26 protein-coding genes are annotated in these 25,883 nt (G+C 68.8%); 13 read left to right on the plus strand and 13 right to left on the minus strand.

The genetic code is table 11. From position 1 onward, the window contains the following. The first annotated feature begins 110 nt into the window (after positions 1 to 110). Complete coding sequence (locus tag ACFQ27_RS10760; RefSeq protein ID WP_374344247.1) at positions 111 to 1,007, plus strand: hydrogen peroxide-inducible genes activator; 897 nt, start codon at positions 111 to 113, stop codon at positions 1,005 to 1,007. Here ACFQ27_RS10760 and ACFQ27_RS10765 read toward each other — a convergent pair. Further along, positions 1,004 to 1,870, minus strand: a complete 867-nt coding sequence (locus tag ACFQ27_RS10765; RefSeq protein WP_374344249.1) for an acyl-CoA thioesterase — start codon at positions 1,868 to 1,870, stop codon at positions 1,004 to 1,006. The genes ACFQ27_RS10760 and ACFQ27_RS10765 overlap by 4 nt on opposite strands. Positions 1,871 to 1,995: 125 nt before the next feature. Between ACFQ27_RS10765 and trmD the strand changes: the two genes are divergently transcribed. Continuing rightward, positions 1,996 to 2,706, plus strand: a complete 711-nt coding sequence (trmD, locus tag ACFQ27_RS10770) for a tRNA (guanosine(37)-N1)-methyltransferase TrmD (RefSeq protein ID WP_377353585.1) — start codon at positions 1,996 to 1,998, stop codon at positions 2,704 to 2,706. Between the two features lie 21 nt (positions 2,707 to 2,727). Then, the gene (gene rplS, locus ACFQ27_RS10775) at positions 2,728 to 3,120 is read left to right on the plus strand and encodes a 50S ribosomal protein L19 (RefSeq protein ID WP_374344253.1); all 393 of its coding nucleotides are present in this window, start codon (positions 2,728 to 2,730) and stop codon (positions 3,118 to 3,120) included. Between the two features lie 161 nt (positions 3,121 to 3,281). On the opposite strand, the gene ACFQ27_RS10780 is transcribed toward rplS, so the two are convergent. After that, positions 3,282 to 4,184 (minus strand): LysR family transcriptional regulator, encoded by a 903-nt coding sequence (locus ACFQ27_RS10780; RefSeq protein ID WP_377353586.1) that lies wholly within the window; start codon positions 4,182 to 4,184, stop codon positions 3,282 to 3,284. 96 nt (positions 4,185 to 4,280) lie between these two features. Here ACFQ27_RS10780 and ACFQ27_RS10785 point away from each other — a divergent pair, with 96 nt between their 5' ends. From ACFQ27_RS10785 to leuB, 6 genes are all read left to right on the plus strand, one after another. Further along, positions 4,281 to 5,288: an NAD-dependent epimerase/dehydratase family protein gene (locus tag ACFQ27_RS10785; protein ID WP_377353587.1), complete on the plus strand. Its 1,008-nt coding sequence runs from the start codon at positions 4,281 to 4,283 to the stop codon at positions 5,286 to 5,288. 60 nt (positions 5,289 to 5,348) lie between these two features. Beyond that, complete coding sequence (gene leuC / locus ACFQ27_RS10790; protein ID WP_377353588.1) at positions 5,349 to 6,773, plus strand: 3-isopropylmalate dehydratase large subunit; 1,425 nt, start codon at positions 5,349 to 5,351, stop codon at positions 6,771 to 6,773. Positions 6,774 to 6,784: 11 nt separating this feature from the next. Further along, positions 6,785 to 7,639 (plus strand): VOC family protein, encoded by an 855-nt coding sequence (locus ACFQ27_RS10795; RefSeq protein WP_377353589.1) that lies wholly within the window; start codon positions 6,785 to 6,787, stop codon positions 7,637 to 7,639. 9 nt (positions 7,640 to 7,648) lie between these two features. After that, a complete protein-coding gene (leuD, locus tag ACFQ27_RS10800; protein ID WP_374344263.1) occupies positions 7,649 to 8,260 on the plus strand; it encodes a 3-isopropylmalate dehydratase small subunit in 612 nt (203 codons plus the stop codon). Further along, positions 8,257 to 8,559: a putative quinol monooxygenase gene (locus ACFQ27_RS10805; RefSeq protein WP_374344265.1), complete on the plus strand. Its 303-nt coding sequence runs from the start codon at positions 8,257 to 8,259 to the stop codon at positions 8,557 to 8,559. Before leuD ends, ACFQ27_RS10805 begins: the two co-directional genes overlap by 4 nt. A 138-nt stretch (positions 8,560 to 8,697) precedes the next feature. Beyond that, complete coding sequence (leuB, locus tag ACFQ27_RS10810) at positions 8,698 to 9,750, plus strand: 3-isopropylmalate dehydrogenase (RefSeq protein WP_377353591.1); 1,053 nt, start codon at positions 8,698 to 8,700, stop codon at positions 9,748 to 9,750. Here the strand turns inward: leuB and ACFQ27_RS10815 are convergent. The 4 genes from ACFQ27_RS10815 to ACFQ27_RS10830 all read right to left on the minus strand — a co-directional run bounded on the left by ACFQ27_RS10815 (position 9,747) and on the right by ACFQ27_RS10830 (position 14,901). Then, complete coding sequence (locus ACFQ27_RS10815; protein ID WP_377353592.1) at positions 9,747 to 10,871, minus strand: serine hydrolase domain-containing protein; 1,125 nt, start codon at positions 10,869 to 10,871, stop codon at positions 9,747 to 9,749. The two genes, leuB and ACFQ27_RS10815, sit on opposite strands and share 4 nt — an antisense overlap. Next, positions 10,872 to 11,717 carry a bifunctional hydroxymethylpyrimidine kinase/phosphomethylpyrimidine kinase gene (locus ACFQ27_RS10820; protein WP_374344271.1) on the minus strand — a complete coding sequence of 282 codons (846 nt, stop codon included), beginning with the start codon at positions 11,715 to 11,717 and terminating at the stop codon, positions 10,872 to 10,874. A gap of 157 nt (positions 11,718 to 11,874) precedes the next feature. Next, positions 11,875 to 13,266, minus strand: a complete 1,392-nt coding sequence (gene ahcY, locus ACFQ27_RS10825) for an adenosylhomocysteinase (RefSeq protein ID WP_374344273.1) — start codon at positions 13,264 to 13,266, stop codon at positions 11,875 to 11,877. Between the two features lie 114 nt (positions 13,267 to 13,380). Continuing rightward, complete coding sequence (locus tag ACFQ27_RS10830; protein WP_377353593.1) at positions 13,381 to 14,901, minus strand: CYTH and CHAD domain-containing protein; 1,521 nt, start codon at positions 14,899 to 14,901, stop codon at positions 13,381 to 13,383. Between the two features lie 95 nt (positions 14,902 to 14,996). Here ACFQ27_RS10830 and bioB point away from each other — a divergent pair, with 95 nt between their 5' ends. From bioB to ACFQ27_RS10845, 3 genes are all read left to right on the plus strand, one after another. After that, positions 14,997 to 15,986: a biotin synthase BioB gene (gene bioB / locus ACFQ27_RS10835; RefSeq protein ID WP_374344277.1), complete on the plus strand. Its 990-nt coding sequence runs from the start codon at positions 14,997 to 14,999 to the stop codon at positions 15,984 to 15,986. 186 nt (positions 15,987 to 16,172) lie between these two features. Next, positions 16,173 to 17,117 (plus strand): ABC transporter ATP-binding protein, encoded by a 945-nt coding sequence (locus ACFQ27_RS10840; protein ID WP_374344560.1) that lies wholly within the window; start codon positions 16,173 to 16,175, stop codon positions 17,115 to 17,117. Beyond that, positions 17,114 to 17,875 (plus strand): ABC transporter permease, encoded by a 762-nt coding sequence (locus ACFQ27_RS10845; RefSeq protein ID WP_374344279.1) that lies wholly within the window; start codon positions 17,114 to 17,116, stop codon positions 17,873 to 17,875. Before ACFQ27_RS10840 ends, ACFQ27_RS10845 begins: the two co-directional genes overlap by 4 nt. 133 nt (positions 17,876 to 18,008) lie before the next feature. Here the strand turns inward: ACFQ27_RS10845 and ACFQ27_RS10850 are convergent, their stop codons facing one another. Genes ACFQ27_RS10850 through ACFQ27_RS10870 form a run of 5 tightly spaced genes read right to left on the minus strand, consistent with a single transcriptional unit; the run spans position 18,009 to position 21,455 of the window. Next, positions 18,009 to 18,281 (minus strand): HPr family phosphocarrier protein, encoded by a 273-nt coding sequence (locus tag ACFQ27_RS10850; protein WP_374344281.1) that lies wholly within the window; start codon positions 18,279 to 18,281, stop codon positions 18,009 to 18,011. Further along, positions 18,278 to 18,682: a PTS sugar transporter subunit IIA gene (locus tag ACFQ27_RS10855; RefSeq protein WP_377353595.1), complete on the minus strand. Its 405-nt coding sequence runs from the start codon at positions 18,680 to 18,682 to the stop codon at positions 18,278 to 18,280. Before ACFQ27_RS10855 ends, ACFQ27_RS10850 begins: the two co-directional genes overlap by 4 nt. 10 nt (positions 18,683 to 18,692) lie before the next feature. After that, positions 18,693 to 19,178 (minus strand): HPr kinase/phosphorylase, encoded by a 486-nt coding sequence (locus ACFQ27_RS10860; RefSeq protein ID WP_377353596.1) that lies wholly within the window; start codon positions 19,176 to 19,178, stop codon positions 18,693 to 18,695. Next, a complete protein-coding gene (locus ACFQ27_RS10865; protein WP_377353598.1) occupies positions 19,175 to 20,776 on the minus strand; it encodes a stimulus-sensing domain-containing protein in 1,602 nt (533 codons plus the stop codon). Before ACFQ27_RS10865 ends, ACFQ27_RS10860 begins: the two co-directional genes overlap by 4 nt. Then, a complete protein-coding gene (locus ACFQ27_RS10870) occupies positions 20,745 to 21,455 on the minus strand; it encodes a response regulator transcription factor (protein WP_374344289.1) in 711 nt (236 codons plus the stop codon). Before ACFQ27_RS10870 ends, ACFQ27_RS10865 begins: the two co-directional genes overlap by 32 nt. Before the next feature lie 202 nt (positions 21,456 to 21,657). On the opposite strand from ACFQ27_RS10870, the gene ACFQ27_RS10875 reads away from it, so the two are divergent. Further along, positions 21,658 to 23,367: a hypothetical protein gene (locus ACFQ27_RS10875; RefSeq protein ID WP_374344291.1), complete on the plus strand. Its 1,710-nt coding sequence runs from the start codon at positions 21,658 to 21,660 to the stop codon at positions 23,365 to 23,367. Positions 23,368 to 23,600: 233 nt separating this feature from the next. Here ACFQ27_RS10875 and pseC read toward each other — a convergent pair whose 3' ends face one another. Together pseC and pseB are read right to left on the minus strand one after the other, a co-directional pair. Beyond that, on the minus strand, positions 23,601 to 24,752 hold the full coding sequence (gene pseC, locus ACFQ27_RS10880) for a UDP-4-amino-4,6-dideoxy-N-acetyl-beta-L-altrosamine transaminase (protein WP_377353599.1): 1,152 nt from the start codon (positions 24,750 to 24,752) through the stop codon (positions 23,601 to 23,603). A gap of 4 nt (positions 24,753 to 24,756) precedes the next feature. After that, entirely contained in the window at positions 24,757 to 25,806 is a 1,050-nt protein-coding gene (gene pseB / locus ACFQ27_RS10885; protein ID WP_377353601.1) for a UDP-N-acetylglucosamine 4,6-dehydratase (inverting), read from the minus strand. Positions 25,807 to 25,883 lie beyond the last annotated feature (77 nt).

A 25,883-nucleotide genomic window follows, 5' to 3' on the forward strand; every position in this document is an offset into this window, starting at 1 on the left:
CAGCGCGACGGGCGGCGGACTCAGCTTAGGTCCCCGCTTTCGCGGGGATGAGCGGATTTGTGTGCTCTATCAATCTTCCCCAAACCATAGGTTCAACCTATATGGGCCCCATGCTGCCCACCATTCGCCAGCTCCAGTACCTGAAGCTGCTCGCTGAGCACGGCGCCTTCGGCAAGGCCGCCGAGGCCGCGCACGTGACCCAGCCGACCCTGTCGGCCGGTATCCAGGAGCTGGAACGGACGCTTGGCGCCCCGGTGGTGGATCGGGCGCGGTCCGGGGTGATCCTCACGGCGGTGGGCGAGGCGGCGCTGTCGCGCGCCAACCTGATCCTGAATGAGGCCGAGGAGATGGTGCAGGCCGCCCGCCACGCGGCCCAGCCCCTGACCGGGCGCTTCCGGCTGGGGGTCATCCCCACCATCGCCCCCTTCCTGCTGCCCAAGGCCCTGCCGCTGTTGCGGACGCGGTTCCCCAAGCTGCGGCTGTTCCTGCGCGAGGACCTGACCCAGCGCCTGATCGCGGCCCTGAAGGCCGGCCAACTGGACGCGGCCCTGATCGCCTTGCCCTTCGACATGGCGGGTCTGAACTACGCCCACGTCTCCGATGACGAACTGCTGGCCGCCGTGCCGGCCAATCACCGCCTGGCCGCCGCGCCCAAGACCTCGCCGGTGGCGCTGGAGGGCGAGGACCTGATCCTTTTGGAAGACGGCCACTGCCTGCGCGACCATGCGCTCGCCGCCTGCGGCCTCAGACCGCCCAAGGCCACCGGCGAGGAGGAGGCCTTCGCCGCCACCTCCCTGCCGACCCTGGTGCAGATGGTCGGCTCAGGCCTGGGCGTCACCTTCCTGCCGGCCATGGCGGTGAAGGCCGGCCTGGCCGAGGCCGCCCCCGTCGAGGTGCGGCCGCTCAGCATGGAGCATCCCAGTCGCGAGATCGTCGTCGCCTGGCGGGCGGGCTCCAGCCGCGGGGCCGAAGGCCGCCTGCTGGCCGAAGCCCTGAGGGACGCTTAGTCTTTCCTGAGCCGGATCAGGGCTTCCTGCGCCACGCTGGCCACCAGCTTGCCGTCGCGGTTGTAGATCGAGCCGCGGATGAAGCCACGGCCGCCGGAGGCCGAGGGGCTGTCCTGGTCGTACAGGTGCCAGTCGTTGAAGTTGGTCGGCTCGTGGAACCACATGGCGTGGTCCAGGCTGGCCGACTGGAAGCCCTTGGTCTGCCAGTGGACGCCATGCGGGCGCATGGAGACCGACAACAGGCTCATGTCCGAGGCGTAGGCCAGGATCGCCTGCTGCATCTTGATGTCGTCGCCGATCGGCTGGACCGACCGGAACCAGATCTGGTTCTCCGGATCCTTCGGCGGCGGGTTCTTGCCCTTGAAGAAGAAGCCGCCGTCCACCGGGCGCAGGTCGATGGGCCGCGGGCGCTTCATCCAGGTGGTCAGGTGCTCGGGCAGGCCCTCCATGGCCTCGGCCCAGACCTCGGCCTCGGGGCGCACGGTTTCCGGATCCGGCGCGTCCGGCATGGTCGACTGGTGGACGAATCCGTCTTCCGGCACCTGGAACGAGGCGGCCAGGTTGAAGATCTGCCGGCCGTGCTGGATGGCGATCACCCGACGGGTGGTGAAGGAGCCGCCGTCGCGGGCCCGGTCCACCTCGAAGACGATCGGAACCTTCGGATCGCCCGGGCGGATGAAATAGCAGTGCAGGGAGTGGCAGACCCGGTCGTCCACCGTCGCATAGGCCGCCAGCAGAGACTGGGCGATCACCTGGCCGCCGAAGATGCGGGGTCCGGAATCCTTGCTGTTCTGGCCGCGGAAGAGATTCACTTCCAGCTGTTCCAGGGCGAGGGCCTCGGTCAGGATTTCCATCTGGTCCATGCTTACTCTTGAAAATTGCTGCGCTGCGAAAGCGCTCGCTCTACCCCTCGTAGGCCAGCGGGGCAAGGCGACGCACCGGCAGGCGAAGGTGGCGAAACGTCGCCTGATGGGTCAAAAGGCCGCCCATGTCCTTCGACGTCACCATGCTGACCATGTTCCCCGAGGCCTTTCCTGGGCCGCTCGGCGTCTCCCTGATCGGGACCGCCTGGCGCGAGCAGGGCCTTTGGTCCTTGGAAACCCTGGACATTCGCGGCTTTTCCAAGGATAAGCGCGGCTTCCTCGACGACACCCCTGCGGGGGGCGGTCCGGGACAGGTGATGCGGGCCGATGTGATCGCCGCGGCGCTGGACAGCGTCGAGGTGCGCGGACGTCCGCTTTTGTACATGAGCGCCAGGGGTCGGCCCCTGACCCAGGCGCGCGTGAGTGAGTGGGCCAAGGGGCCGGGACTGATCGTCCTGGCCGGGCGGTTCGAAGGGGTGGACCAGCGGGTGCTCGACGCCCGGGGGTTCGAGGAGGTCACCGTCGGGGATGCGGTGCTCGCCGGTGGCGAGGCGGCGGCCCTGGTGACCATCGAAGCGTGCGTAAGGCTCGTGCCCGGCGTCCTCGGCCAGGCGGAGAGCTTGAGTGAAGAGAGTTTCGAGGACGGGCTCCTGGAGCATCCGCAGTACACGCGACCGCGGACCTTCGAAGGGCTCGATATTCCCGAGGTGCTGTTGAGCGGCCATCACGCTGAAGTGCGGAAGTGGCGGCGGGCGCAGCGGGAGCAAGCGACGCGGGAGCGGCGCCCGGACCTCTGGGCGGCCTATCTCGCCAATCAACAGGCAAAGGGCGAGTAAAGCCCAGTAAGGATGAAGACCATGAATCTGCTGCAGCAGCTGGAAAAGGAAGAGGCCGATCGCCTCCTCGCCACCCGCTCGATCCCCGACTTCAAGCCGGGCGACACCGTGCGCGTGAACGTGAAGATCAAGGAAGGCGACCGCGAACGCGTCCAGGCCTACGAAGGCGTCTGCATCGCGCGCCAGGGCCAAGGCATCAACGAGAGCTTCACCGTCCGCAAGATCTCCTTCGGCGAAGGCGTGGAACGTCTGTTCCCGATCCACTCGCCGAACATCGACTCCATCGAAGTGAAGCGTCGCGGCGTCGTCCGTCGCGCCAAGCTCTACTACCTGCGCGACCGTCGCGGTAAGTCGGCCCGGATCGCCGAGCGTCAGATGACCTCGACCAAGGACACGACGCCCGCCGGCGAATAAGCCTCCAGGCGACACTGTTCAGAAGCGGCGGCTCCGGTGACGGAGCCGCCGTTTTCGTATCTGGCGTCTGAGCAGCCTCCTAACCCAGCCCTCACCCCCAAGGGGGGCGAGGGTTCTCTGCTCCCTCTCCCCGCGGGCGGGGAGAGGGCTGAGGTGAGGGGCTAGCGCCGCCCTTCGGCGGCGAACCGCGACAGGCCCTCGACCAGGTGGTCGAACATCAGGCGCATGCGCCGCGAGCCCTTCAGGGTCTCGGGCATGGCCACCCACATCTCCAGTTCGAAGTGGAAGGCGTTGGCGAGCACGGGCACGAGGCCATAGCGGCGGCCCAGGGCGTGCTGGATGGCGCCTATGCCCAGGCCCGCGCGCACAGCGGCGATCTGGGCCGCGTCGTTGTCCGTGCGGAAATTGAAGATCTCGCGGGTGATCTCGCGGCCCACATTGACCCCCTCCAGCGCCTCGATCGCCGGCCGCGCCCGGTCAAAGCCGATCAGCAGGTGATTGGGCTCCAGGTCGTCGATGCTCGTGGGCATGCCCCGGCGCTCGATATAGTCCGGCGTCGCATAGAAGCCGACCCCGGTGGTCCCGACCTTGCGCGCGACCAGAGAGCCTTGCGTCGGGCGCATCATCCGCACGGCGATGTCGGCGTCGCGGCGCGACAGGTCCTCGGTCTTGTTGGACAGAACCAGCTCGATCTGGATGTCCGGGTGCAGCTTGACGAACTCCGCCAGGATCGGCGGCAGCACTTCGGCGCCCATGATGTCGCTGGCCGCCAGGCGGACCACCCCACCCTTGGTGTCGGCCACGCCGGAGGCGTCACGGACCGCGCAGGCGGCGGCCGCGGCCATTTCCTCCAGGTGGGGCTTGAGGGTCTGGGCGAGGTCGGTGGGGGTCAGGCCCCGGGGCGAGCGGACGAACAGCGGCGCGCCCAACGCGGTCTCCAGGGCCTCGATGTGACGGCCCAGGGTCGGCTGGGTCAGGCCGCGCGCGCGGGCGGCGGCGGAAAAACTGCCGGCCTGCATGACTGCGTGCAGACTTTGAAACAGGTCCCAGGCCGGATCGCTCATGCGCTTATGAATACCTGTTCCAATATAATCCGCAATTCCGTTTAGCCGGTCCCGGGGAGAGGATCATCAGGCCTTCAAGCAGATGGAGAGGCCCCGATGGTTGAACAATCCCCCGCCAATATTGCGGCCCGTACGGCCCTGCTCATCGGCGCCACCGGTTCGATCGGCGGCGCGGTGGGTCGCGCCCTGATGGCGCACGGCTGGACCCTGCGGATCATGGCCCGCAGCCCGGATCGCGCCCGCCGCGAGGCGCCCGAGTTCGCCGCCTGCGACTGGGTGCGCGGCGACGCCCTCAACGCCGATGATGTTCTGGCCGCGGCCCAGGGGGTCCAGCTGATCGTCCACGCCGCCAATCCCAATGGCTATGCCGGCTGGGCCAAGCTCCTGCCGCCGATGATGGAGGCGGTGATCGCCGCCGCCAAGGCGACCGGTGCGCGGATCCTCTATCCCGGCAATGTCTACAACTATGGCCCCGACGCCTGGAGCCACATCACCGAGGACGCCCCGCAGAACCCGAAGACCCGCAAAGGCGCGATTCGCGTCACCCTGGAAAAGCGCCTGGCCAAGGCCGCGCGCGAAGAGGGCGTGCGCACCCTGATCGTCCGGGCCGGCGACTTCTTCGGCCCCGTCTCCGACAGCTCCTGGCTCACCGAGGGCTGGGTGAAGAAGGGCAAGCCCCTGACCGCCTTCAGCATCCCCGGCCCGCTGGAGGTCCTGCACGACTGGGCCTACCTGCCCGATCTGGCTGAGACCATGGCGCGGCTGGCCGACCGGGAGGCCCGGCTCGCCGATTTCGCGGTCTACAATTTCCGCGGCCACGTCCTGACCAATGGCGAGATGGCCGACGCCCTGGACCGCGTGGCCGGCCGCAGGCTGAAGCGCAGCCGCCTGCCCTGGATGGCGCTGATGCTCGCCGCGCCCTTCGTCGAGATGCTGCGCGAGATGCTGGAGATGCGCTATCTCTGGGACAATCCCGTGGTCATGGACAACGCCAAGCTGGTCGCCGAACTGGGCGAGGAGCCGCACACGCCGCTGGATCGCGCCCTGAGGATCGCCCTGGAGGGACAAGGCTGCCTCAAACCCGTGGTCGCAAAGGCTGCCTGAGGCAAAAACTTGCGGCGAGGGCGCTGGACTTCGGCGCCCCTCCGACCCTACATGCCGCCCATGGCCGGCAAGACACTTTACGACAAGATCTGGGACGCCCACGTCGTCGCTCAACAGGACGGCGAGGCGATCCTCTACATCGACCTGCACCTCATCCACGAGGTGACGACGCCCCAGGCTTTCGCAGGCCTTCGGGCCGCCAAGCGCCCCGTGCGCCGGCCCGACCGGACGCTCGCCGTGGCCGACCACAACATCCCCACCGAGGGCCAGGCGCTGGGCGTCGGCAAGGTGGCGGACGACGAGGCGCGCCTGCAGCTCCAGACGCTCGAGCAGAACGTCAAGGCCAACGGCATCGAGTTCTTCCCCATGGGCGACATCCGCAACGGGATCGTCCACGTGGTGGGGCCTGAGCAGGGCCGCACCCAGCCGGGCATGACCATTGTCTGCGGCGACAGCCACACCTCGACCCACGGCGCCTTCGGGGCCCTGGCCCACGGGATCGGCACCTCGGAGGTCGAGCACGTCCTGGCCACCCAGACCCTTCGCCAGAAGAAGGCGAAGAACATGCGGGTGACCATCGAGGGGACGCCGGCCCCCGGCGTCGGCGCCAAGGATTTCGCGCTCGCCGTCATCCGCGAGATCGGCACCGCCGGCGGCACCGGCTATGTGATCGAGTACGCCGGCGACGCCGTGCGGGCCCTGTCCATGGAAGGCCGCATGACCCTGTGCAACCTGACCATCGAGGGCGGGGCGCGGGCAGGCCTGGTGGCGCCGGACGAGACCACCTTCGCCTACATGATGGGCCGCCCGGCCGCGCCCAAGGGCGGCGCCTGGGAGATAGCGGTCAGCTACTGGAAGACCCTGGTCAGCGACGCCGACGCCGTGTTCGACCGCGAAATCCGCATCGACGCCGCCGCCATCGCGCCGCTGGTCACCTGGGGCACCAGCCCTGAGGACGTCATCGCCATCACCGACGTGGTGCCGGACCCCGACAGTTTCGCCACCCCGGACAAGCGGGCCTCCGCGGCGCGGGCCCTGGACTATATGGGCCTCAAGGCCGGCCAGCCGATCAGCGAGGCCAAGGTCGACGTGGTGTTCATCGGCTCGTGCACCAACAGCCGCATTGAGGACCTGCGCGCCGCCGCCCAGGTGGTCCAGACCGCCTTCGTCAACGGCAAGCTGGTCGCGCCCGGCGTACGGGCCATGGTGGTGCCGGGCTCAGGGCTCGTGAAGGAACAGGCCGAGGCCGAGGGCCTGGACGCCATCTTCAAGGCCTCGGGCTTCGACTGGCGCGAGCCGGGCTGCTCCATGTGCCTCGGCATGAACCCGGACAAGCTGGCGCCCGGCGAACGCTGCGCCTCGACCTCGAACCGCAACTTCGAGGGCCGTCAGGGTCGCGGCGGCCGCACCCACCTGGTCAGCCCGGCGATGGCCGCCGCCGCCGCCATCGCCGGTCACCTGGCCGACGTCCGGGACTTCCTCTGAAGGGGACAGCCATGATCACCGCCCTGGACCACGTCGCGCTGGCCGTGAACGACCTGGACGCGGCGATCGCGTCCTACACCGCCCTGCTGGGCCGCGAACCCAACTGGGTGGGCGGTGACGGCGGGGCGCGGCACGCCTGGTTCCAGCTGCCCAACATGGCCCTGGACGTGATCACGCCCCATGGCGAGGGCGCGTTCGGCGCCACCATCGCCAAGCACCTGGCCGAACATGGCGAGGGCATCTGGGCTGTGGCCTTCACCGTGGCCAATGTGGAAGAGAGCCAGAAGCTGGCCCAGCGCCGGGGCCTTCGCGGCTCCAGGCCCGGCCCGACCCGCTCGACCCACGATGACGGCCGCAAGCGCTACTGGACCACCACGGCGCTGAACGCCGCCGACACCGGGGGCCTCAACATCCTGCTCTGTGATCCGCCCCGCAGCGGCGAGCCCTGGCCCCTGTCGCCGGCGACCGGCGACGAAGGCGCGGCGGTCACCGAGCTCGACCACGTGGTCGTCCAGACCGTCAATTGCGACCGAGCGCTCGCCATCTGGGGCGCGAAGCTCGGTCTCGACCTGCGGCTTGATCGCTCCAATGAAGGCTGGGGCGTGCGCCAGCTGTTCTTCCGCACCGGCTCGGCCGTGGTGGAGATGGCCGCCAGCCTGAAGACGCCCGCCTCCGACGGCCCCGACAGCTTCGGCGGCCTCGCCTGGCGGGTCGCCGACGCCGACGCGGTGCGAGCCCGCCTGGCCGCCGCCGGCTTCAACGTCTCCGAGGTCCGCATCGGCCGCAAGCCGGGCACCAAGGTCTTCACCGTCCGCGACGCCGCCGCCGGCGTGCCGACCATCCTCATCCAGCAGAACGCATCCTAAGGCCGCCCGATGAAAGCCTTCACCAAGCTCGACGCCAAGCTGGCCCCCCTGCCGCTGGCCAACATCGACACCGACCAGATCATTCCTAAGCAGTTCCTCAAGACCGTGGAGCGCGAGGGCCTGGGCCGGGGCCTGTTCTATGACTTCCGCTTTGACGGCGACGGCAAGGAGCGTGGCGACTTCGTGCTGAACCGGCCGGAGTACAAGGGCGCGGGCGTCCTGGTGACCGGCGACAACTTCGGCTGCGGGTCGAGCCGCGAGCATGCGCCCTGGGCCCTGATGGATTTCGGCATCGACTGCGTGATCGCCACCAGCTTCGCCGACATCTTCTACAACAACTGCTTCCAGAACGGCTTGCTGCCGGTGGTCCTAAAGGCCGAAGAGGTCCAGGCTCTGATGGACGAGGCCAAGGGCGGCAACCATATGGCCACCGTCGACCTGGAAGCCCAGACCGTCACCTCGCCGTCGGGCCAGGTCTTCAGCTTCGAGATCGACGCCGCCCGCAAGGAGAAGATGCTGAAGGGCCTCGACGCCATCGGCGAGACCCTGCAGTCGGCCCGCGACATCGACGTCTTCGAGCAGAAGCGCGCCATCTCCCAGCCCTGGCTGGAAGACGCATGAGCCTGATCATCGCCGGCACGGTGCGGGTGCCGCCGGAGAACCTGGAGCGCTTCCGGCCGCACATGCTGGCCATGCTGGCGGCCAGCCGGGCCGAGGACGGCTGTATCGAATATTCCTACGCCGAAGACGTGGCCGAGCCCGGCCTGATCCGGGTGTTCGAGGCCTGGCGCGACCAGACGGCGATCGACGCCCACTTCCAGACCGCGCATATGGCCGAATGGCGGTCGCACTGGCCCAGTTTCGGGGTTTCCGACCGCCGTCTGTTCGCCTACGAGACGGCCTCGCAACGCTCTCTCTGATCCGCTCATCCCGGCGAACGCCGGGATCCAGATTCACCCGCCGCAGACCGTGACTTCGCGCCCTACGCCCAGACCTATGACCTGGATCCCGGCATTCGCCGGGATGAGCGGGACAACAAACTACCCAAAGGTTCTCCCATGACCGACCTCCTCCTCCTGCCCGGCGACGGCATCGGCCCCGAAGTGATCGCCGAGGTGCGCAAGGTCGCCCGCGTGCTCACCCCCGACCTGCAGATCGCCGAGCGGCTGTTCGGCGGCTCGTCCTATGACGAGCACGGGGTCCCGCTGACCGAGGAGGCGCTCGCCGCCGCCAAGGCCGCCAAGGCGGTGCTGATGGGCGCGGTGGGCGGGCCGAAGTGGGCCAACGCCCCCCGCGACAAGCGCCCGGAAGCCGGCCTGCTGGCCCTTCGCGCCGGCATGGAGGTGTTCGCCAACCTGCGTCCGGCCCTGTGCTTCAATGCGCTCGCCGACGCCTCCAGCCTGAAGCGCGAGGTGGTCGAGGGCCTGGACTTCATGATCGTCCGCGAGCTGACCGGCGGCATCTATTTCGGCTCGCCCCGCTTCATCGAGGACGTCCCCACCGGCGGCAAGCGCGCCGTGGACACCCAGGTCTATACGACCGCCGAGATCGAGCGCGTGGCCCGCGTCGCCTTCGAACTGGCCCGCGGCCGGCGCAACAAGGTGACCTCGGCCGAGAAGTCCAACGTCATGGATTCCGGCCTGCTCTGGCGCCAGGTGGTCACCGACCTGCACGCCCGCGACTATGCCGACGTCGAGCTGGAGCACATCCTGGCCGACAACGCGGCCATGCAGATCGTCAAGAACCCCAAGCAGTTCGACGTCATGGTCACCGACAACCTGTTCGGCGACATCCTGTCGGACATCTCGGCCCAGCTGACCGGCTCGCTCGGCATGCTGCCCTCGGCGGCGTTGGGCGAGGCCGGCAAGCCTGGCCTCTATGAGCCCATCCACGGCTCGGCCCCGGACATCGCCGGCCAGGGGATCGCCAACCCGCTGGCGGCCATCCTGTCCTTCGAGATGGCTCTGCGCTGGTCGCTGGATCAGGCTGAGGCCGCCGACAAGCTCTATGCGGCGGTGATCAAGGCCCTGGACAGCGGCGCCCGCACCCGCGACCTGGGCGGCGCCCTCACCACCGCCCAGATGGGCGACGCGGTGATCGCGGCGCTCTAGAGCGCGGTATAGGCCGCTTCGATCAGCCGCCGGGCCCTGGGGTCGCCCAGGAGGTCGGCGGACTGGCGGTTCATGACATAGGCGCCGGCCAGCCCCGTTTCGGGGTCGGCGAAGGCGCAGGACCCGCCCCAGCCGGAGTGGCCGAAGGTCTCGGCCCCCGGTCCCCAGGGATGGACAGTCTCATTGCGCATGACGCCCGCGCCCCAGCTCATCTCATAGGGCAGGACCAGGTCCTGGCCGCGGATGCGCTCCCGCGAGAGCTCGGCGATCAGGGCCGGCGCCAGCACCATTTCGCCCTCCAGCCAGCCGCCATTGGCCAGCGCCCCCATCAGTCGGGCGAGGCCCAAGGCCGTGGCGTGGCCATTGGCCGAGGGGATCTCGATGCGGCGCCACTCCGCCTGGCCGCGGCCGGCCGGCGACGACCAGGCGGTCTGGAAGGCGGCGGCGAGGGCCGGGTTCGGCGCCCCGAACTTGGCCAGCGCCGAGGGCCGCTGCAGGTCGGCCACCCGGCCATGCTGGTCGTCGGGCAGGCCGATCCACAGGTCGAGATTAAGCGGCGCGGCCAGGTCCTCGCGCAGGGCGGTTCCCATGGTCCGCCCATCAACCCGACGGAAGATCTCGCCCGCCAGGTAGCCATAGGTGATCGGGTGATAGCCGCTGGCGGTTCCCGGCGGCCACAGGGGCGCCAGGGCGGCCAGCTTGGCGCAGATGGCGTCCCAGTCGAACCACAGGGCCGGATCCATCGCCTCGGGAAAGCCGGAGAGCCCGGCCTGGTGGCTCATCACCTGCTCGACGGTGATCCCGGCCTTGCCGGCTTGGGCGAAGTCCGGCCAGACCTCGGCCACCGGCTGGGCGTAGTCGAGCCTTCCCGCCTCCACCAGCCGCGCGATCAGGATCGCGGCGATGGCCTTGGTGGTGGAAAAGACCGGGGTCAGGGTCGCCGCGTCGAAGGCGCGCGTGCGGGCGCGGTCGGCGTGCCCGGCCCAAAGATCAACCACCACCTCGCCGCGCTCCACCAGGCAGAAGCGCGCGCCCAGCTCCCGGCCGGCGTCGAAATTGGCGGTGAAGGCCTCGCGGACGGAGGCGAAGCGGTCCGGGCAGACGCCGTGGACCTCGACCATCTAGGCCAGGCGCTCCATGCGCACGGTGGGCGAGGTGGCCTTCATCTTCTGGCCCATGGTCACGATGGGCAGTTCTGCCGATCCGAAGGTCTGGGCGGCGACGATGGTCTCCGCCACCCCGCTGACCGCGCGGGCCAGGGCGTAGGAGGTGGTCAGGCCGTCGATCAGGGCCGCGCCATAGAGGGCCGAGAGCAGATCGCCGGTGCCCTTGGGGGCCGAGTCGGCGCGCTGGTGGGCGGCCAGCCAGGCTTCCTTCTTGTCGGCATAGACCACGCCGATCTCCGAGCCGCGCTGGACCGAGGAGACCAGGACCGGCTTGCCCAGCAGGCGGGCGGAGTGCAGGGCCTGGGTCGGGGTGCGAGCCTCGGCCCCGGTCATCCGCTGCAGCTCCCAGGTATTGGGGGCGACGATGTCGGCGCGCGGCACCAGGTCGGTCAGCACAGCCTCGGCCACATCGGCTGGGACATAGAGCCCCTTGCCGGCGTCGCCGATGGTCGGGTCGACGATGATCACCGGCTTGCGGGCCTCGCGATCACGCGGCGCCCCGCGCACGGCGTCGATGGCCCGGGCCGCGGCGCGCACCTGGGGGGCGGAGGCGAAATAGCCGGTGAGCACCAGGTCCGTCTGGGCGAAGAGGCCGTTGGCCTCGATGCCGTCCAGCATGCCCTCCAGGGCTTCGACCGGCACGGCCGCGCCGCCGGGCGCGCCCCAGCCGGGGTGGCGGCCATAGAGGACCGTCGGGGCCACCATGCAGTCGATGCGGAAATGAGCCAGGGCGAGCGCCTGGGCGCCCCCGCCGACGCGGCTGGCGGAGACATGACTGGAAAGAATGAGCGCAAGCGGCATGGCGGTTTGCTTAGCCGACGGCGTCTTGGCCGTCATCCCCGGTTTGGGGCGGCCAGGCCCGGGAAGAACTCAGGATGAGGCCGGACCCGAAAAGAAGAGGCGGCCGAGGCCCGCGCCGGACTGGAAACAGCGCAGGCCCCGACCGCCGGGGTAGATCCTAGTAGCGGTAGTGCGAGGGCTTGAACGGGCCCTCGACCGGCACGCCGATATAGTCCGCCTGTTCCGTGGACAGCTTGGTCAGCTTGGCGCCGAGCTTTTCCAGGTGGAGCAGGGCCACCTTCTCGTCCAGGTGCTTGGGCAGGGTGTAGACGTCGGTCTTGTAGCTGTCACGGTTGGTGTGCAGCTCGATCTGGGCCAGGGTCTGGTTGGTGAAGCTGGCGCTCATCACAAAGCTGGGATGACCCGTGGCGTTGCCCAGGTTCACCAGGCGGCCTTCCGACAGGACGATGATCTTCTTGCCGTCCGGGAATTCCACGTGGTGGACCTGCGGCTTGATTTCGTCCCACTTGAAGTTGCGCAGGCCGGCGATCTGAATTTCAGAATCGAAGTGGCCGATGTTGCAGACGATGGCGTTGTTCTTCATCCGCCGCATGTGCTCGACGGTCAGGACGTCCTTGTTGCCGGTGGCGGTGACGAAGATGTCCGCCTTGTCGGCCACGTCGTCCATGGTCTGGACCTCAAAACCTTCCATGGCCGCCTGCAGGGCGCAGATCGGGTCGATCTCGGTGACCACGACGCGGGCGCCGCCATTGCGCAGGGACTGGGCCGAGCCCTTGCCGACGTCGCCATAGCCCAGGACCACGGCGACCTTGCCCGACAGCATCACGTCGGTGCCGCGGCGGATGGCGTCCACCAGGCTCTCGCGGCAGCCATACAGGTTGTCGAACTTGGACTTGGTGACGCTGTCATTGACGTTGATCGCCGGGAACGGCAGTTCGCCGCGCTCGGCCATCTGGTACAGGCGGTGGACGCCCGTGGTGGTCTCTTCCGACACGCCCTTGATGGCGTCGCGGATGGCCGAATAGAAGCCCGGCTTTTCCTTGATGTAGCGCTTCATCACCGTGAACAGCGCTTCTTCTTCCTCGTTCTGCGGGTTGGCCAGGATCGAGATGTCCTTCTCGGCCTTGGGGCCGAGGACGCAGAGCAGGGTCGCGTCGCCGCCGTCGTCGAGGATCAGGTTCGGATAGCCGCCGTCGGACCATTCGAAGATCCGGTGGGCGTAGTCCCAGTACTCCAGCAGCGTCTCGCCCTTGGTGGCGAACACCGGGGTGCCGTTGGCGGCGATGGCCGCGGCGGCGTGGTCCTGGGTCGAGAAGATGTTGCACGAGGCCCAGCGGACGTCCGCGCCCAGGGCTTCCAGGGTCTGGATCAGCACGGCGGTCTGGATGGTCATGTGCAGGGAGCCGGCGATGCGGGCGCCCTTCAGCGGCTGGGCCTTGCCGAACTCGGCGCGCACGGCCATCAGGCCGGGCATCTCGGTCTCGGCGATGGCGATCTCCTTGCGGCCGAAGTCGGCGAGGGAGATGTCTTTGACGACGTAGTCGGTCATGTCGGTCCTTGCGGGCGAAAAGAGGCTTTTCCGCTCTATAGCGGTCACCGCGCAGGGTATCAACTTACATATAAGGAATTCTTTATATGCACTCGCGCGGGGCGAAGCCGTCGCTCAGCGCCAGAATTTCTCGCTCTCGGCCACACGTGCGGCGGCCTTGCGGGCCCGCTTCAGGCCCCGCTTGCCGGTTCTGGCCCGCGCGGCGACCAGGCTCGTGGCCGCCTCCCGCTGGGCGAGGTCGAGCCGCAGCCCATCGAGCAGGGCCTTGGCCACGACGGCGTCATTGAGGGCGCCCAGCTCGTCCTGAAGGGCCTTGACCCGGGTCACCAGCCGGGCGGCGGGCCTGGCCGGGAACAGGCTGGCGAAGGCCTCGGCCGCATAGCGCAGCCCCTTGGCCTTGAGGCGCAGGCGGTGACGGCCGGCGACGTCCAGGGTCTCGAAATCCCCGGCCAGCCGCTTCCAGGCCTTCCAGCGTTGGGCGAGCGCGCGGGCGGCGAAGGCCCGGGCCGGCTCGGCCCGTCGCTGGGCGGGCGCCTTGCCCGGTCCGGCCACCCAGGCCCCGGTCTCGATCCAGGCCGCGGCCTCGATCACCAGGTCGCGGAACCGGCCCGAGGACAGGGCCGCGCAGGCCTTGGCGTAGGCGTGCGCCCGGGCCTGGGCCAGGGGCTCGGCCAGTAAGGCCGCCTCCGGCGCGCCCTCCAGGCTGGCGATGAAGACATCCAGGTCGCGGGCCTCGCCGCAGGTTCCGGCCAGCCATTTCAGCCCGGCGCGGATGCCGGGAGCCTCGGCGTCGCCCACCAGGTCGGCGCAGGCGGCGATGGCGCTGCGCAGGCGGCGCACCGCCACCCGAAGCTGATGCAGGGCCGCCTCGTCCGAGGTCTCGCGCACCAGGGCGGCGTTGGCGGCGATGGCCGACAGGCTGGCCCGCGCGATGACCTGGAAGGCCTCGGCCGCGCTCAGGTCCGCGTCCAGGGCGATCTTCTCCAGCCGCCGCGGCGCCAGCAGCGCGCCGTCCCCCAGGGCCTGGCCCTGGGCGGCCTTGCCCTCATAGGACAGGTAGAGCGGCGCGGTCTTCGACAGCTCGCGGGCCAGGTCGAACAGGGCGCGCGGCGACCCCGCCTTTAGCTCCAGCTCCAGCTCGCTGATCTCCCGGCGCGCATCGCCGGCCTGGATGGTCCCGAGGTCGGCGGCGATCTCCACCGCCGCGCCATGATAGGTCACCACCCGCTGGCGGCGCTCCACCGCCACGGTGAAGGCCGGCGCCAGGGCGCGGCGGCGCGGCCCGGTCAGGGCCTTCTTCAGGGCCGGCATGTCGAGGTCCAGGGCTTCGACCCGCTGCTCGTACTCTTCGCGTCCAAAGCCGTCGCCGCGCTTCAGGGTCTGGACGTGCTTGCCGCCGCTCTCGCGGACCCGCAGCGAGATGCGCCGCGCCTTCAGCCGGCCGTCGGGGGTGTCGAAATAGGTGGCTCGCAGCGCCTTGAGCTCGGTCTCGCCCTCCGGGGCGGCGGCCAGCAGGGCGTCCAGATCGCGGGGTTCGCAGAGGAACTTCAGCTCGATCTCGCGCTCGGGACCGGAAGATCTTGGACCAGACAGGGGCGCCTCCTCTGCGTCTGGCGACGGGCTCGTCCATAGCACCGCGCGGGGCGTAACGCATGAGCCAGATCAATCCAAGGTTTGCCTGCCGCAGCGCGACCGGTGTAAGCGGACCGACCCAAATTGAGGAATAGGTTATGAACGCCCCCGTCCTGAACCTCTCCGCCCCGGCTTCGCCTGCGCCCCGTCACGACTGGACCCTCGAAGAGGTCGAGGCCCTGTTCGAAACGCCCTTCATGGACCTGGTGTTCCGGGCCGCGGAGGTGCACCGCGCGAACTTCGACCCGTCGGAAGTCCAACTGTCCCAGCTCCTGTCGGTGAAGACCGGCGGCTGCCCGGAAAACTGCGGCTATTGCAGCCAGTCCCAGCACTTCAAGACCGCCACCACCGCCTCCAAGCTGATGGACGCTGAGGCCGTGATCGCCGCGGCCCGCGACGCCAAGGCCGGCGGCGCCCAGCGCTTCTGCATGGGCGCGGCCTGGCGCGACCTGAAGGATCGCGACACGCCCAAGGTCGCCGAGATGATCCGCGGGGTGAAGGCGCTGGGCCTGGAGACCTGCGCGACGCTGGGCATGATGACCCGCGATCAGGCCCAGGCGCTGAAGGACGCGGGCCTCGACTACTACAACCACAACCTCGACACCGGGCCGGACTATTACGACAAGGTGGTCACCACCCGGACCTACCAGGACCGGCTGGACACCCTGGAGGCGGTGCGCAGCGTCGGCATGAAGACCTGCTGCGGCGGCATTGTCGGCATGGGCGAGACCCGGCGGGACCGGGCCGGCCTGCTGCATGCCCTGGCCACCCTGCCGACCCACCCGGAAAGCCTGCCGATCAACGACCTGATGCCGATCCCCGGCACGCCGCTCGGGACTTCCGAGCCTGTCGACGGGCTGGAGTTCGTGCGCATGGTCGCCGTCGCCCGCATCGTCTGCCCCAAGAGCGTGGTGCGCCTGGCCGCTGGCCGCGAGCACATGTCCAATGAGCTCCAGGCCCTGTGCTTCCTGGCCGGGGTGAACTCGATCTTCATCGGCGGCCGCCTGCTGACCACCAACAACCCCGACCAGGACAAGGACGCGGTGCTGCGCAAGGAGCTGGGCCTGCGGCCGATGACGATGGCCTGAGGCCAAACGTCAACAAGGGTGTCATCCCGGAAAGCCGCGCCAGCGGCTTATCCGGGACCCATACACCCTGATTTTTCAGGACAAACCTGTGTCTATGGGTCCCGGTCTTTCGCTGACGCGAAAACCGGGATGACAGCAGGGTTGAGGGTGCGGCCTAGCCCAATCCCCCCCAACGCCCTATCTGGCATTCACCGGAGGGGCCGCGTGACATCCATCATTTCCGTTCAAGGTCTGTCCAAGACCTATGCCGGGGGCTTCCAGGCCCTCAAGACCGTGGACCTGGAGATCCGCAAGGGCGAGATCTTCGCCCTGCTGGGCCCCAACGGCGCGGGCAAGACGACGCTGATCAGCATCATCTGCGGCATCGTCAATCCGAGCACCGGAAGCGTCACCGCCGACGGCCACGACATCCTGAAAGACTACCGCGCCGCCCGCCAGGCGATCGGCCTGGTGCCGCAGGAACTGTCCACCGACGCCTTCGAGACCGTCTGGGCGACAGTGCGCTTCTCGCGCGGCCTGTTCGGCAAGCCGCCGAACCCGGCCTATCTGGAGAAGGTGCTCCGCGACCTGTCCCTGTGGGACAAGAAGGACGAGAAGATCATGGCGCTCTCCGGCGGCATGAAGCGCCGGGTGATGATCGCCAAGGCCCTGTCGCACGAGCCGCGCATCCTGTTCCTGGATGAGCCCACCGCCGGCGTCGACGTCGAGCTGCGCCGCGACATGTGGGAGATGGTGCGGGCCCTGCGCGAGAGCGGCGTCACCATCATCCTGACCACCCACTATATCGAAGAGGCCGAAGAGATGGCCGACCGCATCGGGGTGATCCGCAAGGGCGAGATCATCCTGGTGGAGGACAAGGACGTGCTGATGCGCAAGCTGGGCAAGAAGCAGCTGACGCTCACCCTGCAGACGCCTCTGACCGCCATTCCAACCGACCTGGCCGATGCGCCGCTAGAGCTCTCGGCCGATGGCCGCACGCTCACCTACACCTTCGATGCGCAGGCCGAAGAGACCGGGATCGCCGCCCTGCTGCGCCGGCTGTCGGCGGCGGGCGTGGACTTCACCGACCTCAACACCTCCGAGAGCTCGCTTGAGGAGATCTTCGTCAGCCTGGTGAGCGAGCGCGCATGAACCTCTACGCCATCCAGTCCATCTACCGCTTCGAGATGGAGCGCACCTGGCGCACGATCATCCAGTCCATCGCCTCGCCAGTGATCTCGACCTCGCTCTATTTCGTGGTGTTCGGGTCGGCCATCGGCGGCCGCATGGCCCAGATCGACGGGGTCTCCTACGGCGCCTTCATCGTGCCGGGTCTGATCATGCTGTCGGTGCTGACCGAAAGCATCTCCAACGCCAGCTTCGGCATCTACATGCCCAAGTGGTCGGGAACGATCTATGAGCTGCTGTCGGCCCCCGTCTCCCCGCTGGAGACGGTGATCGGCTATGTGGGCGCGGCCGCCTCGAAATCGGTGATCCTGGGGGTCATCATCCTGGCCACGGCCCGGGTCTTCGTGCCCTTCGAGATCGTCCACCCGTTCTGGATGATCGGCTTCCTGGTGCTGACCTCGGTCACCTTCTGTCTGTTCGGCTTCATCATCGGGGTCTGGGCCGACGGCTGGGAGAAGATGCAGATCGTGCCGATGATGATCGTCACGCCCCTGACCTTCCTGGGCGGCAGCTTCTATTCCATCGACATGCTGCCGCCGCTGTGGCGCCAGATCACCCTGTTCAACCCGGTGGTCTACCTGGTCTCCGGCTTCCGCTGGAGCTTCTACGGAATCTCCGACGTCGGCGTGGGCCTGAGCCTCGGCATGACCTTCGTCTTCATGCTCGCCTGCCTCGCCGCCATCACCTGGATCTTCCGCACCGGCTACAGGTTGAAGGTTTGATCCCACAGGGTGTCATCCCGGAAAGCGCGCAGCGCTTGTCCGGGACCCAGATGCGCTGGGCCTTCCGGAGATTTCGGTGTCTATGGGTCCCGGTCTTTCGCTGACGCGAAAACCGGGATGACAGTCCCGGGCCCTACTCGTCCTCGCCGAACTTGTCGGAGACCAGGGCGATCAGGGCGTCGAGGGCTGGGGTGGCTTCGGGGCCTTCGGCTTCGACCTCGATGCAGCAGCCGGGGCCGGCGGCCAGCATCATCAGGCCCATGATCGAGCGCGCGTCCACGGTCTGCCCGTCCTTGGAGACCTTGACCTCGGCGTCGAAGGACGAGGCCAGCTTGACGAACTTGGCCGACGCTCGGGCGTGCAGGCCGCGCTTGTTGATGATTTCAACGCTTCTTGTCGACGTCACTTTTCCCCCGCCAGGACGTAGGACGCCACGGAAATGTACTTGCGTCCAGCCTCCTGTGCGTGGGCCACGCAATCCTCGAGCGGCAGCTTGGCGCGGACGCTGGCCAGCTTGATCAGCATCGGCAGGTTCAGGCCGGCGATGACCTCGGCCTTGGTCTGTTCCATCACCGAGATGGCGAGGTTGGAGGGCGTGCCGCCGAACATGTCGGTGAGTAGGATCACGCCGGCGCCGACGTCCACCCGCCCACAGGCGTCCAGGATGTCCTTGCGACGCCGTTCCATGTCGTCGTCCGGCCCGATGCAGATGGCGGCGACCGCGCTTTGCGGGCCGACCACATGCTCCATGGCGAAGACGAACTCCTCGGCCAGGCGCCCGTGCGTGACGATCACGAGGCCGATCATTTGAACCTTCTCAACGGGAATCCCCAGCCCGCACGCGGCGGCGTCCGGCCGCGCAGGCGCCTTGATACGCTCCTTCCGCGCCGCCTCCAAGATGCTGCAATGCGCGCGCGAGCTTGCCGGGCGCGGAAGCTTCAAGCAGCGGGAGAATGACCAAGGGTAAGCTCAACCCTAAATGCTCCACCCGGGCGGGCGCCGGGATGCGATCCGGTACGCCCGGACGCGCCGCCAGGGCAATGCGGCAAAATGCGAGGGCGGGCTGGGTCACCACGTCCAGGCCCCGGACCTCCATGCGCCCGGCCAGGGTGTCCGGCGCGCGGCCATAGAGCGCGCCCCCGCTTTCCCAGATCACCACCCGGTCGTCCGCCACCAGCCGGAAGCCCTGGCCCAGGGCCCGCAGCGCCAGGTCGCTCTTGCCGCTGCCGGACGGGCCTTCGATCAGCACCCCGCGCCAGCCGGCGGGGCTCCAAAGGGCGATGAGCCCGGCGTGCAGGATCACCGCCGGGCCTCCGGCAGGACGACGATGAACCGTGCGCCCTGCACGGCGCCGGCCGCGTCCACCCGGTTTTCGGCCCGGATCGTCCCGCCATGGGCCTGGACGATCTGGCGGGCGATGGACAGGCCCAGGCCGGAATTGCCGCCGAAGGCCGCGCCCTTGGGCCGCGAGGTGTAGAAGCGCTCGAACACGGTCTCCAGATTGTCCGGCGGCACGCCTGGCCCGTCGTCCTCGACCACGGCCAAGGCCTCGCCGCGCTGGCGCTCCAGGGTCACCCGGACCTCGCCGCCCTCGGGACTGAAGGAGCGGGCGTTGTCGATCAGGTTTCGGAACACCTGGCCGATGGGGCCTTCTCGGCCGGAGACCAGGATCGGCTCCAGGGTCTGCGCCGGTGTGAAGCGCACGCCGACCTCGCCGGGCCGGGCCTGGGCGTCATAGAGCTGGACGATCTCGCCCATCAGCCGGCCCAGATCGAAGGCCCGCGGGTCCTCCCGCGACAGCTCGGCGTCCAGGCGCGAGGCGTTGGAGATATCGGTGACCAGCCGGTCCAGGCGCTGGACGTCCAGTTTCAGGATCCGAAGCAGCCGTTCGCGGGCCGCAGGGTCGGTGACGATGTCCAGGGTCTCCACCGCCGAGCGCATGGAGGTTAGCGGGTTCTTGATCTCGTGGGCCACGTCGGCGGCGAACCGCTCGATGGCGTCCATCCGCTCCGACAGCGCCCCGGTCATGGCCTCGAGCGAGCGGGTCAGGTCGCCCAGCTCGTCCTGGCGCCCGGCGATGTCGGGCAGGGAGATGGCGCGGGCCCGCGACAGGCGCACCCGGTCGGCGGCGCGGGCCAGGCGGCGCACCGGATGGGCGATCAGGTTGTTCAGCAACAGGGACGAGGCCAGGGTCACGGCGATCGACAACAGGATGAAAGGCAGCATGGCCGCCCGCTGGCGGGCGATCACCTGGTCCACGTCGCCGGCCTCCAGGGTCAGCACCCCCAGCACCGCCTGGACATGCTGGATCGGCAGGGAGACCGAGACCACCTGCTCGCCGTCGTCGCCCAGGCGCATGCCGGCCCGATGCTGGCCGTTCAGGGCCTCGCGGACTTCCCGCGCCAGCGCCTCCTTGGCCCGGTTCGGCGGCCCCGGAGGCGCCGCCGGCGCCTGGAGCTGCAGATTGACGCCGCCGTCGCCGTCCCGCGCCCGGGCCGGCGGCAGCACCTTCCACTCCACCCGGTCGGCGACCCAGTACGAATCGGCGATCAGCTTGCCGTGGGCGTCGAACAGCCTGGCCCGCTGGGTGCGCGGGTTGGACAACAGCTGCAGCACCTGGCTCGCATAGCCGGCGTCAAGCGCGGGGGTGGGTTCGCCCACCGTGGCGGTCTGGTCGATGATGGTGGCGATCAGCTCGCCCTGGGTGGCCAGGCTGTCGATGCGCGCGTTCACGAGGCCGCGGCGCAGCTCGTTCAGCACCAGGGCGCCGACGATCAGGATCGCCAGGCCCAGCATGTTGAGCACCAGGATCAGGCGGCCGATGCGTGAGTTCGGCAACCACCTGAGCCAGCCTGGACCGGGACCCCGGTCAGGCTTCGCGGTAGCGGTATCCGACGCCATAGAGGGTTTCGATCGCGTCGAACTCTTGATCCACTTCGCGGAACTTCTTGCGCATGCGCTTGATGTGGCTGTCGATGGTGCGGTCATCGACATAGACCTGATCGTCGTAGGCCGCGTCCATCAGGTTGTCGCGGCTCTTCACGAAGCCGGGCCGCTGGGCCAGGGACTGCAGCAGCAGGAACTCGGTGACCGTCAGCTTCACCGGCTTGCCGTCCCACAGGCAGTCGTGACGCGCCGGATCCAGGGTCAGCTTGCCGCGCTTCAGGGCCCGCGCGGCGGCGTCCGCCGCGGCCGGAGCCTGGGCTTCCTCGTCGTCCGCGCCGGCCCGGCGCAGCACCGCCTTCACCCGCTCCAGCAGCAGGCGCTGGCTGAAGGGCTTGTGCATGTAGTCGTCGGCGCCGAGGTTGAAGCCGAGGATCTCGTCGATCTCCTCGTCCTTCGAGGTCAGGATGATCACCGGCAGGTCGGAGGTCCGGCGCAGGCGGCGCAGGACTTCCATGCCGTCCATGCGCGGCATCTTCACGTCCAGGATCGCCAGGTCCGGCGGGTCGTTCTCCAGGGCGGCCAGCCCGGCGGCGCCGTCATAATAGGCCTTCACCGTGTGGCCGTGGCTTTCGAGGGCGAGGCTGACCGACGTGACGATGTTTTCGTCGTCGTCCACCAGGGTGATCTTGGCCATGTCTTGGGGTCGTGTCCTTCGCTGTTGCGAACGGTGGAGGTGTTCGCAAGCTAATCGTACCGCACAATGGCCTCAATGGGGCGAGTGTGGCCGAGCTCTATAAGGCTGAAACGAAAACGGCCTGCGTCTGATCCCTAGGCTGCGGCGATAAATCTCACCTTAAGCTTGTTGGGAGACCCTTGTTCGACCACGGGGGACGGGCATGGCCGGCGCGCAAATTCACTACGAGCTCTTCATCCGCAAGGCGGTGGGCGGCGCCTGGACCCTCGACATGGCCACCGAGGATCGCGGCCTGGCGGTGAAGTCCGCCGAAGAGATGATGAAGGCCGGCAAGGTCGTGGCGGTGCGGGTCAACAAGGAGACCCTGGACCCCGAGACCCGCGAGTTCCGCTCCGTCTCCATCCTGACCCTGGGCGCCGCTGAACCCGCCAAGAAGGCCCAGCCGGAACGGGACAACGAGCCGCTCTGCTTCACCCCCCAGGACCTCTACACCGCCCATGCCCGCGAGCGGATCGGACGGCTGCTGGACAACTGGCTGGACCGCCGCAGCGCCACCCCCTTCGAGCTTCTGCACCGCCCGGACCTGGTGGAGGAGCTGGAGAGCTCAGGCACCGACCTGCAGCACGCTATCCAGAAGATCGCCATCCCCGAGGCCCAGGCCCGCGGCAAGTCCGTGCACGAGCTGATGCGCACCTTCCAGGCCCTGACCGAGCGGGCCATCGAGCGGATCCTGAAGGACGCCCGCAAAGGGAACCTGCCCGACGTCGACAAGGAAGGCTTCGCCAAGGCCGCCGAGCGGGTCAGCAAGGAGCCGGAGCGCACCTACCTGCTGGGCGCCGGCGTCGCCGCCTCCATCGCGCCCGGCCGCAACTGGTCGGAAAAGGTGCTGCGCCTGCTCGACCTGGCCGACGCCGCCCCGACCTTCGGCCCGCCCCGGGGGCTGGCGCTGTCGGTGATCGAACAGCCCCTGGCCGAGATCCTGGGCTCCCGCGCCGGGCTGGACGACCTGATCGGCAAGGACCTGGACCTGGGCGTGCGCCTGGCGGCCATGAGCCGGCTGGCGGCGGCCGGCGCGGTCGAGGCGCTGATGAAGATCGAGCCCATGGTGGCCAAGATCATGCCGCCCCAGACCGAGGCCACCGAACGCCTGGCCAAGTGGCTGGCCACCGAGGACTTCCAGGCGGTGCGCGTCGCCATCGCCAAGCGGGTGCTGCGTGACCTGACCGGCCCCCGGCGGTTGAAGCCCAATGATCCGGTGGCCGAGATCGAGGTGATGCGGGCGCTGGCCATGGCGCTCACCGCCGCCGCCGACAGCCTGGTGCCGCTGGACGATGTCCAGGCCGCCTTCGTCACCCGCTCGCGCTCGCTGCTCACCGCCGACTTCGTGGAGGGCTACCTGTCCCGCGACCGCTCGGCCCGCGACGAGGTCCAGTCCCTGGTCTGGCTGGTGGAGAACGTCATCGGCGCCGCCAACAAGCGCCAGGCCGGCCGCTACCTGGCCGGCGCCGTGGCCGGCATGAAGTTCGAAAAGGAATTCCGCAACGGCCCCGACGCGCCTGGCCTGAAGCTGGAGGCCCTGGCCGGCCTGCAGCAGGCCGTCGCCCGCTCCGGCCTGGCGGTGGAGGACTACGGCCCCCTCCAGGCCAAGCTCGGCGACGTGGGCGGCATGGTCGAAGCCGATTCAAAAGTGGTGGCGGTGATCGCCAAGGCCCAGACCTCGCCGGCCCTGCGGCTCCTGGTGCTGCTGCGCATGGCCGCCGGCCAGATCGCCCCCCTGGGCCCCGCCGCCGACCGGGCGCGGGTCGAGGCCCTGAAGCTGATCCGCCTGGACGAGACCCGCAACGACCTGGCCAACGTCCCCGAACGCATGGGTCAGATCCGCGACCTGATGGCCCAGATCAAGGCGGCTTAGAGCCCGGACCCACGAACGGCGTGAGGTGTCCTTCTCCCCTTGTGGGAGAAGGTGGCCCTGCGGAGCAGGGTCGGATGAGGGGTCTCTCAAACCTCTCCGGGAAGGCAATTTCCGGCAATTGCGGAAAGGGGCGTGCGACCCCTCATCCGTCGGGCTGCTCGCCCGACACCTTCTCCCACAAGGGGAGAAGGAACCCATCTAGCCGGATTCCACTCAGCCTGATTGACCGGCCCCTATAGCCCCAGCACGTCCTTCAACGCGCCAGCCACCAACGCCACATCCTCATCCGTCATCCCCGGATAGAGCGGCAGGGACAGACAGCGGGCGTACCAGGCGTCCGCCCCCGGCAGAGGCTGATCGCCATAGAGGCCCACATAGTAGGGCTGGCGGTTGACCGGGATGTAGTGGACCTGGGTTCCCACCCCGCGCGCCTTCAAGGCCTCGACCACCTCCAGCCGGGTCTTGCCCAGGCCCTTGAAGTCGATCAGGGCGACCATCAGGTGCAGGGCCGGGTCGCTCCAGTCGGGGCGGGCTGCGATCCGCAAACTGGGCGCCAGGGGCGCGAGCGCGGCTTCATAGAGCGCCGCCAGCGCCCGCCGGCGGGCCGCGAACCGGTCGAGCTTCTTCAGCTGCGACAGGCCGAGCGCGCACAGGATGTCCGGCAGGCGATAGTTGAAGCCCGGCTCCGGCATCTCGTACCACCAGGGCTCGCACCCCTGCGGCCGGACCATGCCGTGGGTCCGCAGGGAGCGCAGGCGTTCGGCCAGGCCCGCGTCATTGGTCGTGACCATGCCCCCTTCGCCGGTGGCGATGGTCTTCACCGGATGGAACGAGAAGGTGGCCATGGCCGAATGCCGGCCGTCGCCCACCTGGTTTCGGACATTGCCGAACACCGCCTCCGAGCCCAGGGCGTGGGGGGCGTCCTCCACCAGCACCGCGCCATGCTCTGCCGCCAAGGCCGCCAAGGCCGGCAGTTCGGCCACGTCGCCGCGCAGGTGCACCGGCAACACCGCGCGCAGCCGCCGGTCGCCCACCTTGCCCAGGGCCTGCGCCAAGGTGTCCGGCGTCATCAGGCCGGTGTCGGGATCGACGTCGGCGAAGATCACGTCGGCGCCGACATAGCGGGCGCAGTTGGCGGTCGCCAGGAAGGTGACGGCCGGGGCGATGCAGACCTCGCCCGGCTTCACGTCCAGGGCCAGCATGGCCAGGTGCAGGGCCGCCGTGCCGTTGGAACAGGCCACCGCATGGCCCGCGCCCACCTTGGCGGCGAAGGCGTCTTCAAACGCCTGGACCGTCGGGCCGGTGGTCAGGAAATCCGCACGCAGGGCCTCGGCGACCGCCGCGATGTCGTCATCCTCGATGGTCTGGCGGCCATAGGGCAGCATGGGTTCAGTCCCCGGCTCGCCTACGCGGCGGCGTCTCGGCCAGCAGGTCCAGCAGACCCTGTCCGCTCAGCCACTCGTCATTGGAGTCCGAGGCGTAGGAGAAGCCGTCCGGCGCCATGGCGTGGTCGAAGGCGAAGGACTTGCGGGCGTATTCCACGAAGGCCGGCTCAATGGCGTAGCGGTCGCCAAGGTCCACCGTGGTGCGGGCGTCGTCCACCGAGATCATCATCTCGTGCAGCTTCTCGCCGGGCCGGATGCCGATCACCTTGATGGGCAGGCCGGGCGCCAGGGCCTCGGCCAGGTCGGTCATCTTCATGGAGGGGATCTTGGGCACGAAGATCTCGCCGCCGCGCATAAGGCTGAGCGAGGACAGCACGAAATCGACCCCCTGGTTCAGGGTGATCCAGAACCGCGTCATGCGCGGGTCGGTGATCGGCAGCTCCTTGACGCCCTGGGCCAGCAGCCGCTGGAACAGGGGCGCGACAGAGCCGCGCGAGCCCACCACATTGCCATAGCGGACCACGGCGAACCGGGCGCCGATGTCGCCGGACAGGTTGTTGGCGGCCACGAAGGTCTTGTCGGAGGCCAGCTTGGTCGCGCCGTACAGGTTGGCGGGGTTGCAGGCCTTGTCGGTGGACAGGGCCACCACCTGCTTCACCCGGTTGGTCAGGCAGGCCCAGACCACGTTCTCGGCGCCCAGCACATTGGTGTGGATGCATTCGGACGGATTGTACTCCGCCGCCGGCACCTGCTTCAGGGCCGCGGCGTGGATCACGATATCCACCCCCCGGAAGGCCAGGGTCAGGCGCTCGCGGTCCCGCACATCGCCCAGGAAGAAGCGCATGGCGGACATCGCCTCGGGGCCGAACTTCTCGGTCAGGTCGATCTGCATCTCGTGCTGCTTCAGCTCGTCGCGCGAGAAGACGATCAACTTGCGCGGCTTGAACCGGGACAGGACGGTCTCGATGAACCGCCGGCCGAACGAGCCGGTGCCGCCCGTGACCAGGATCACCTTGCCGTCGAGATCAGGGAGGTTGTTGGCGAAGCGATGCACGGCGGTCTCTTTCGGGCGGATGCGAATCTTCGCCGCACTGTCCGCGCCCGCGCGTAAAGAGACCGCTAACCATGATG

This window comes from Phenylobacterium conjunctum, from assembly GCF_042679085.1.
Classification (GTDB): Bacteria; Pseudomonadota; Alphaproteobacteria; order Caulobacterales; family Caulobacteraceae; genus Phenylobacterium; species Phenylobacterium conjunctum.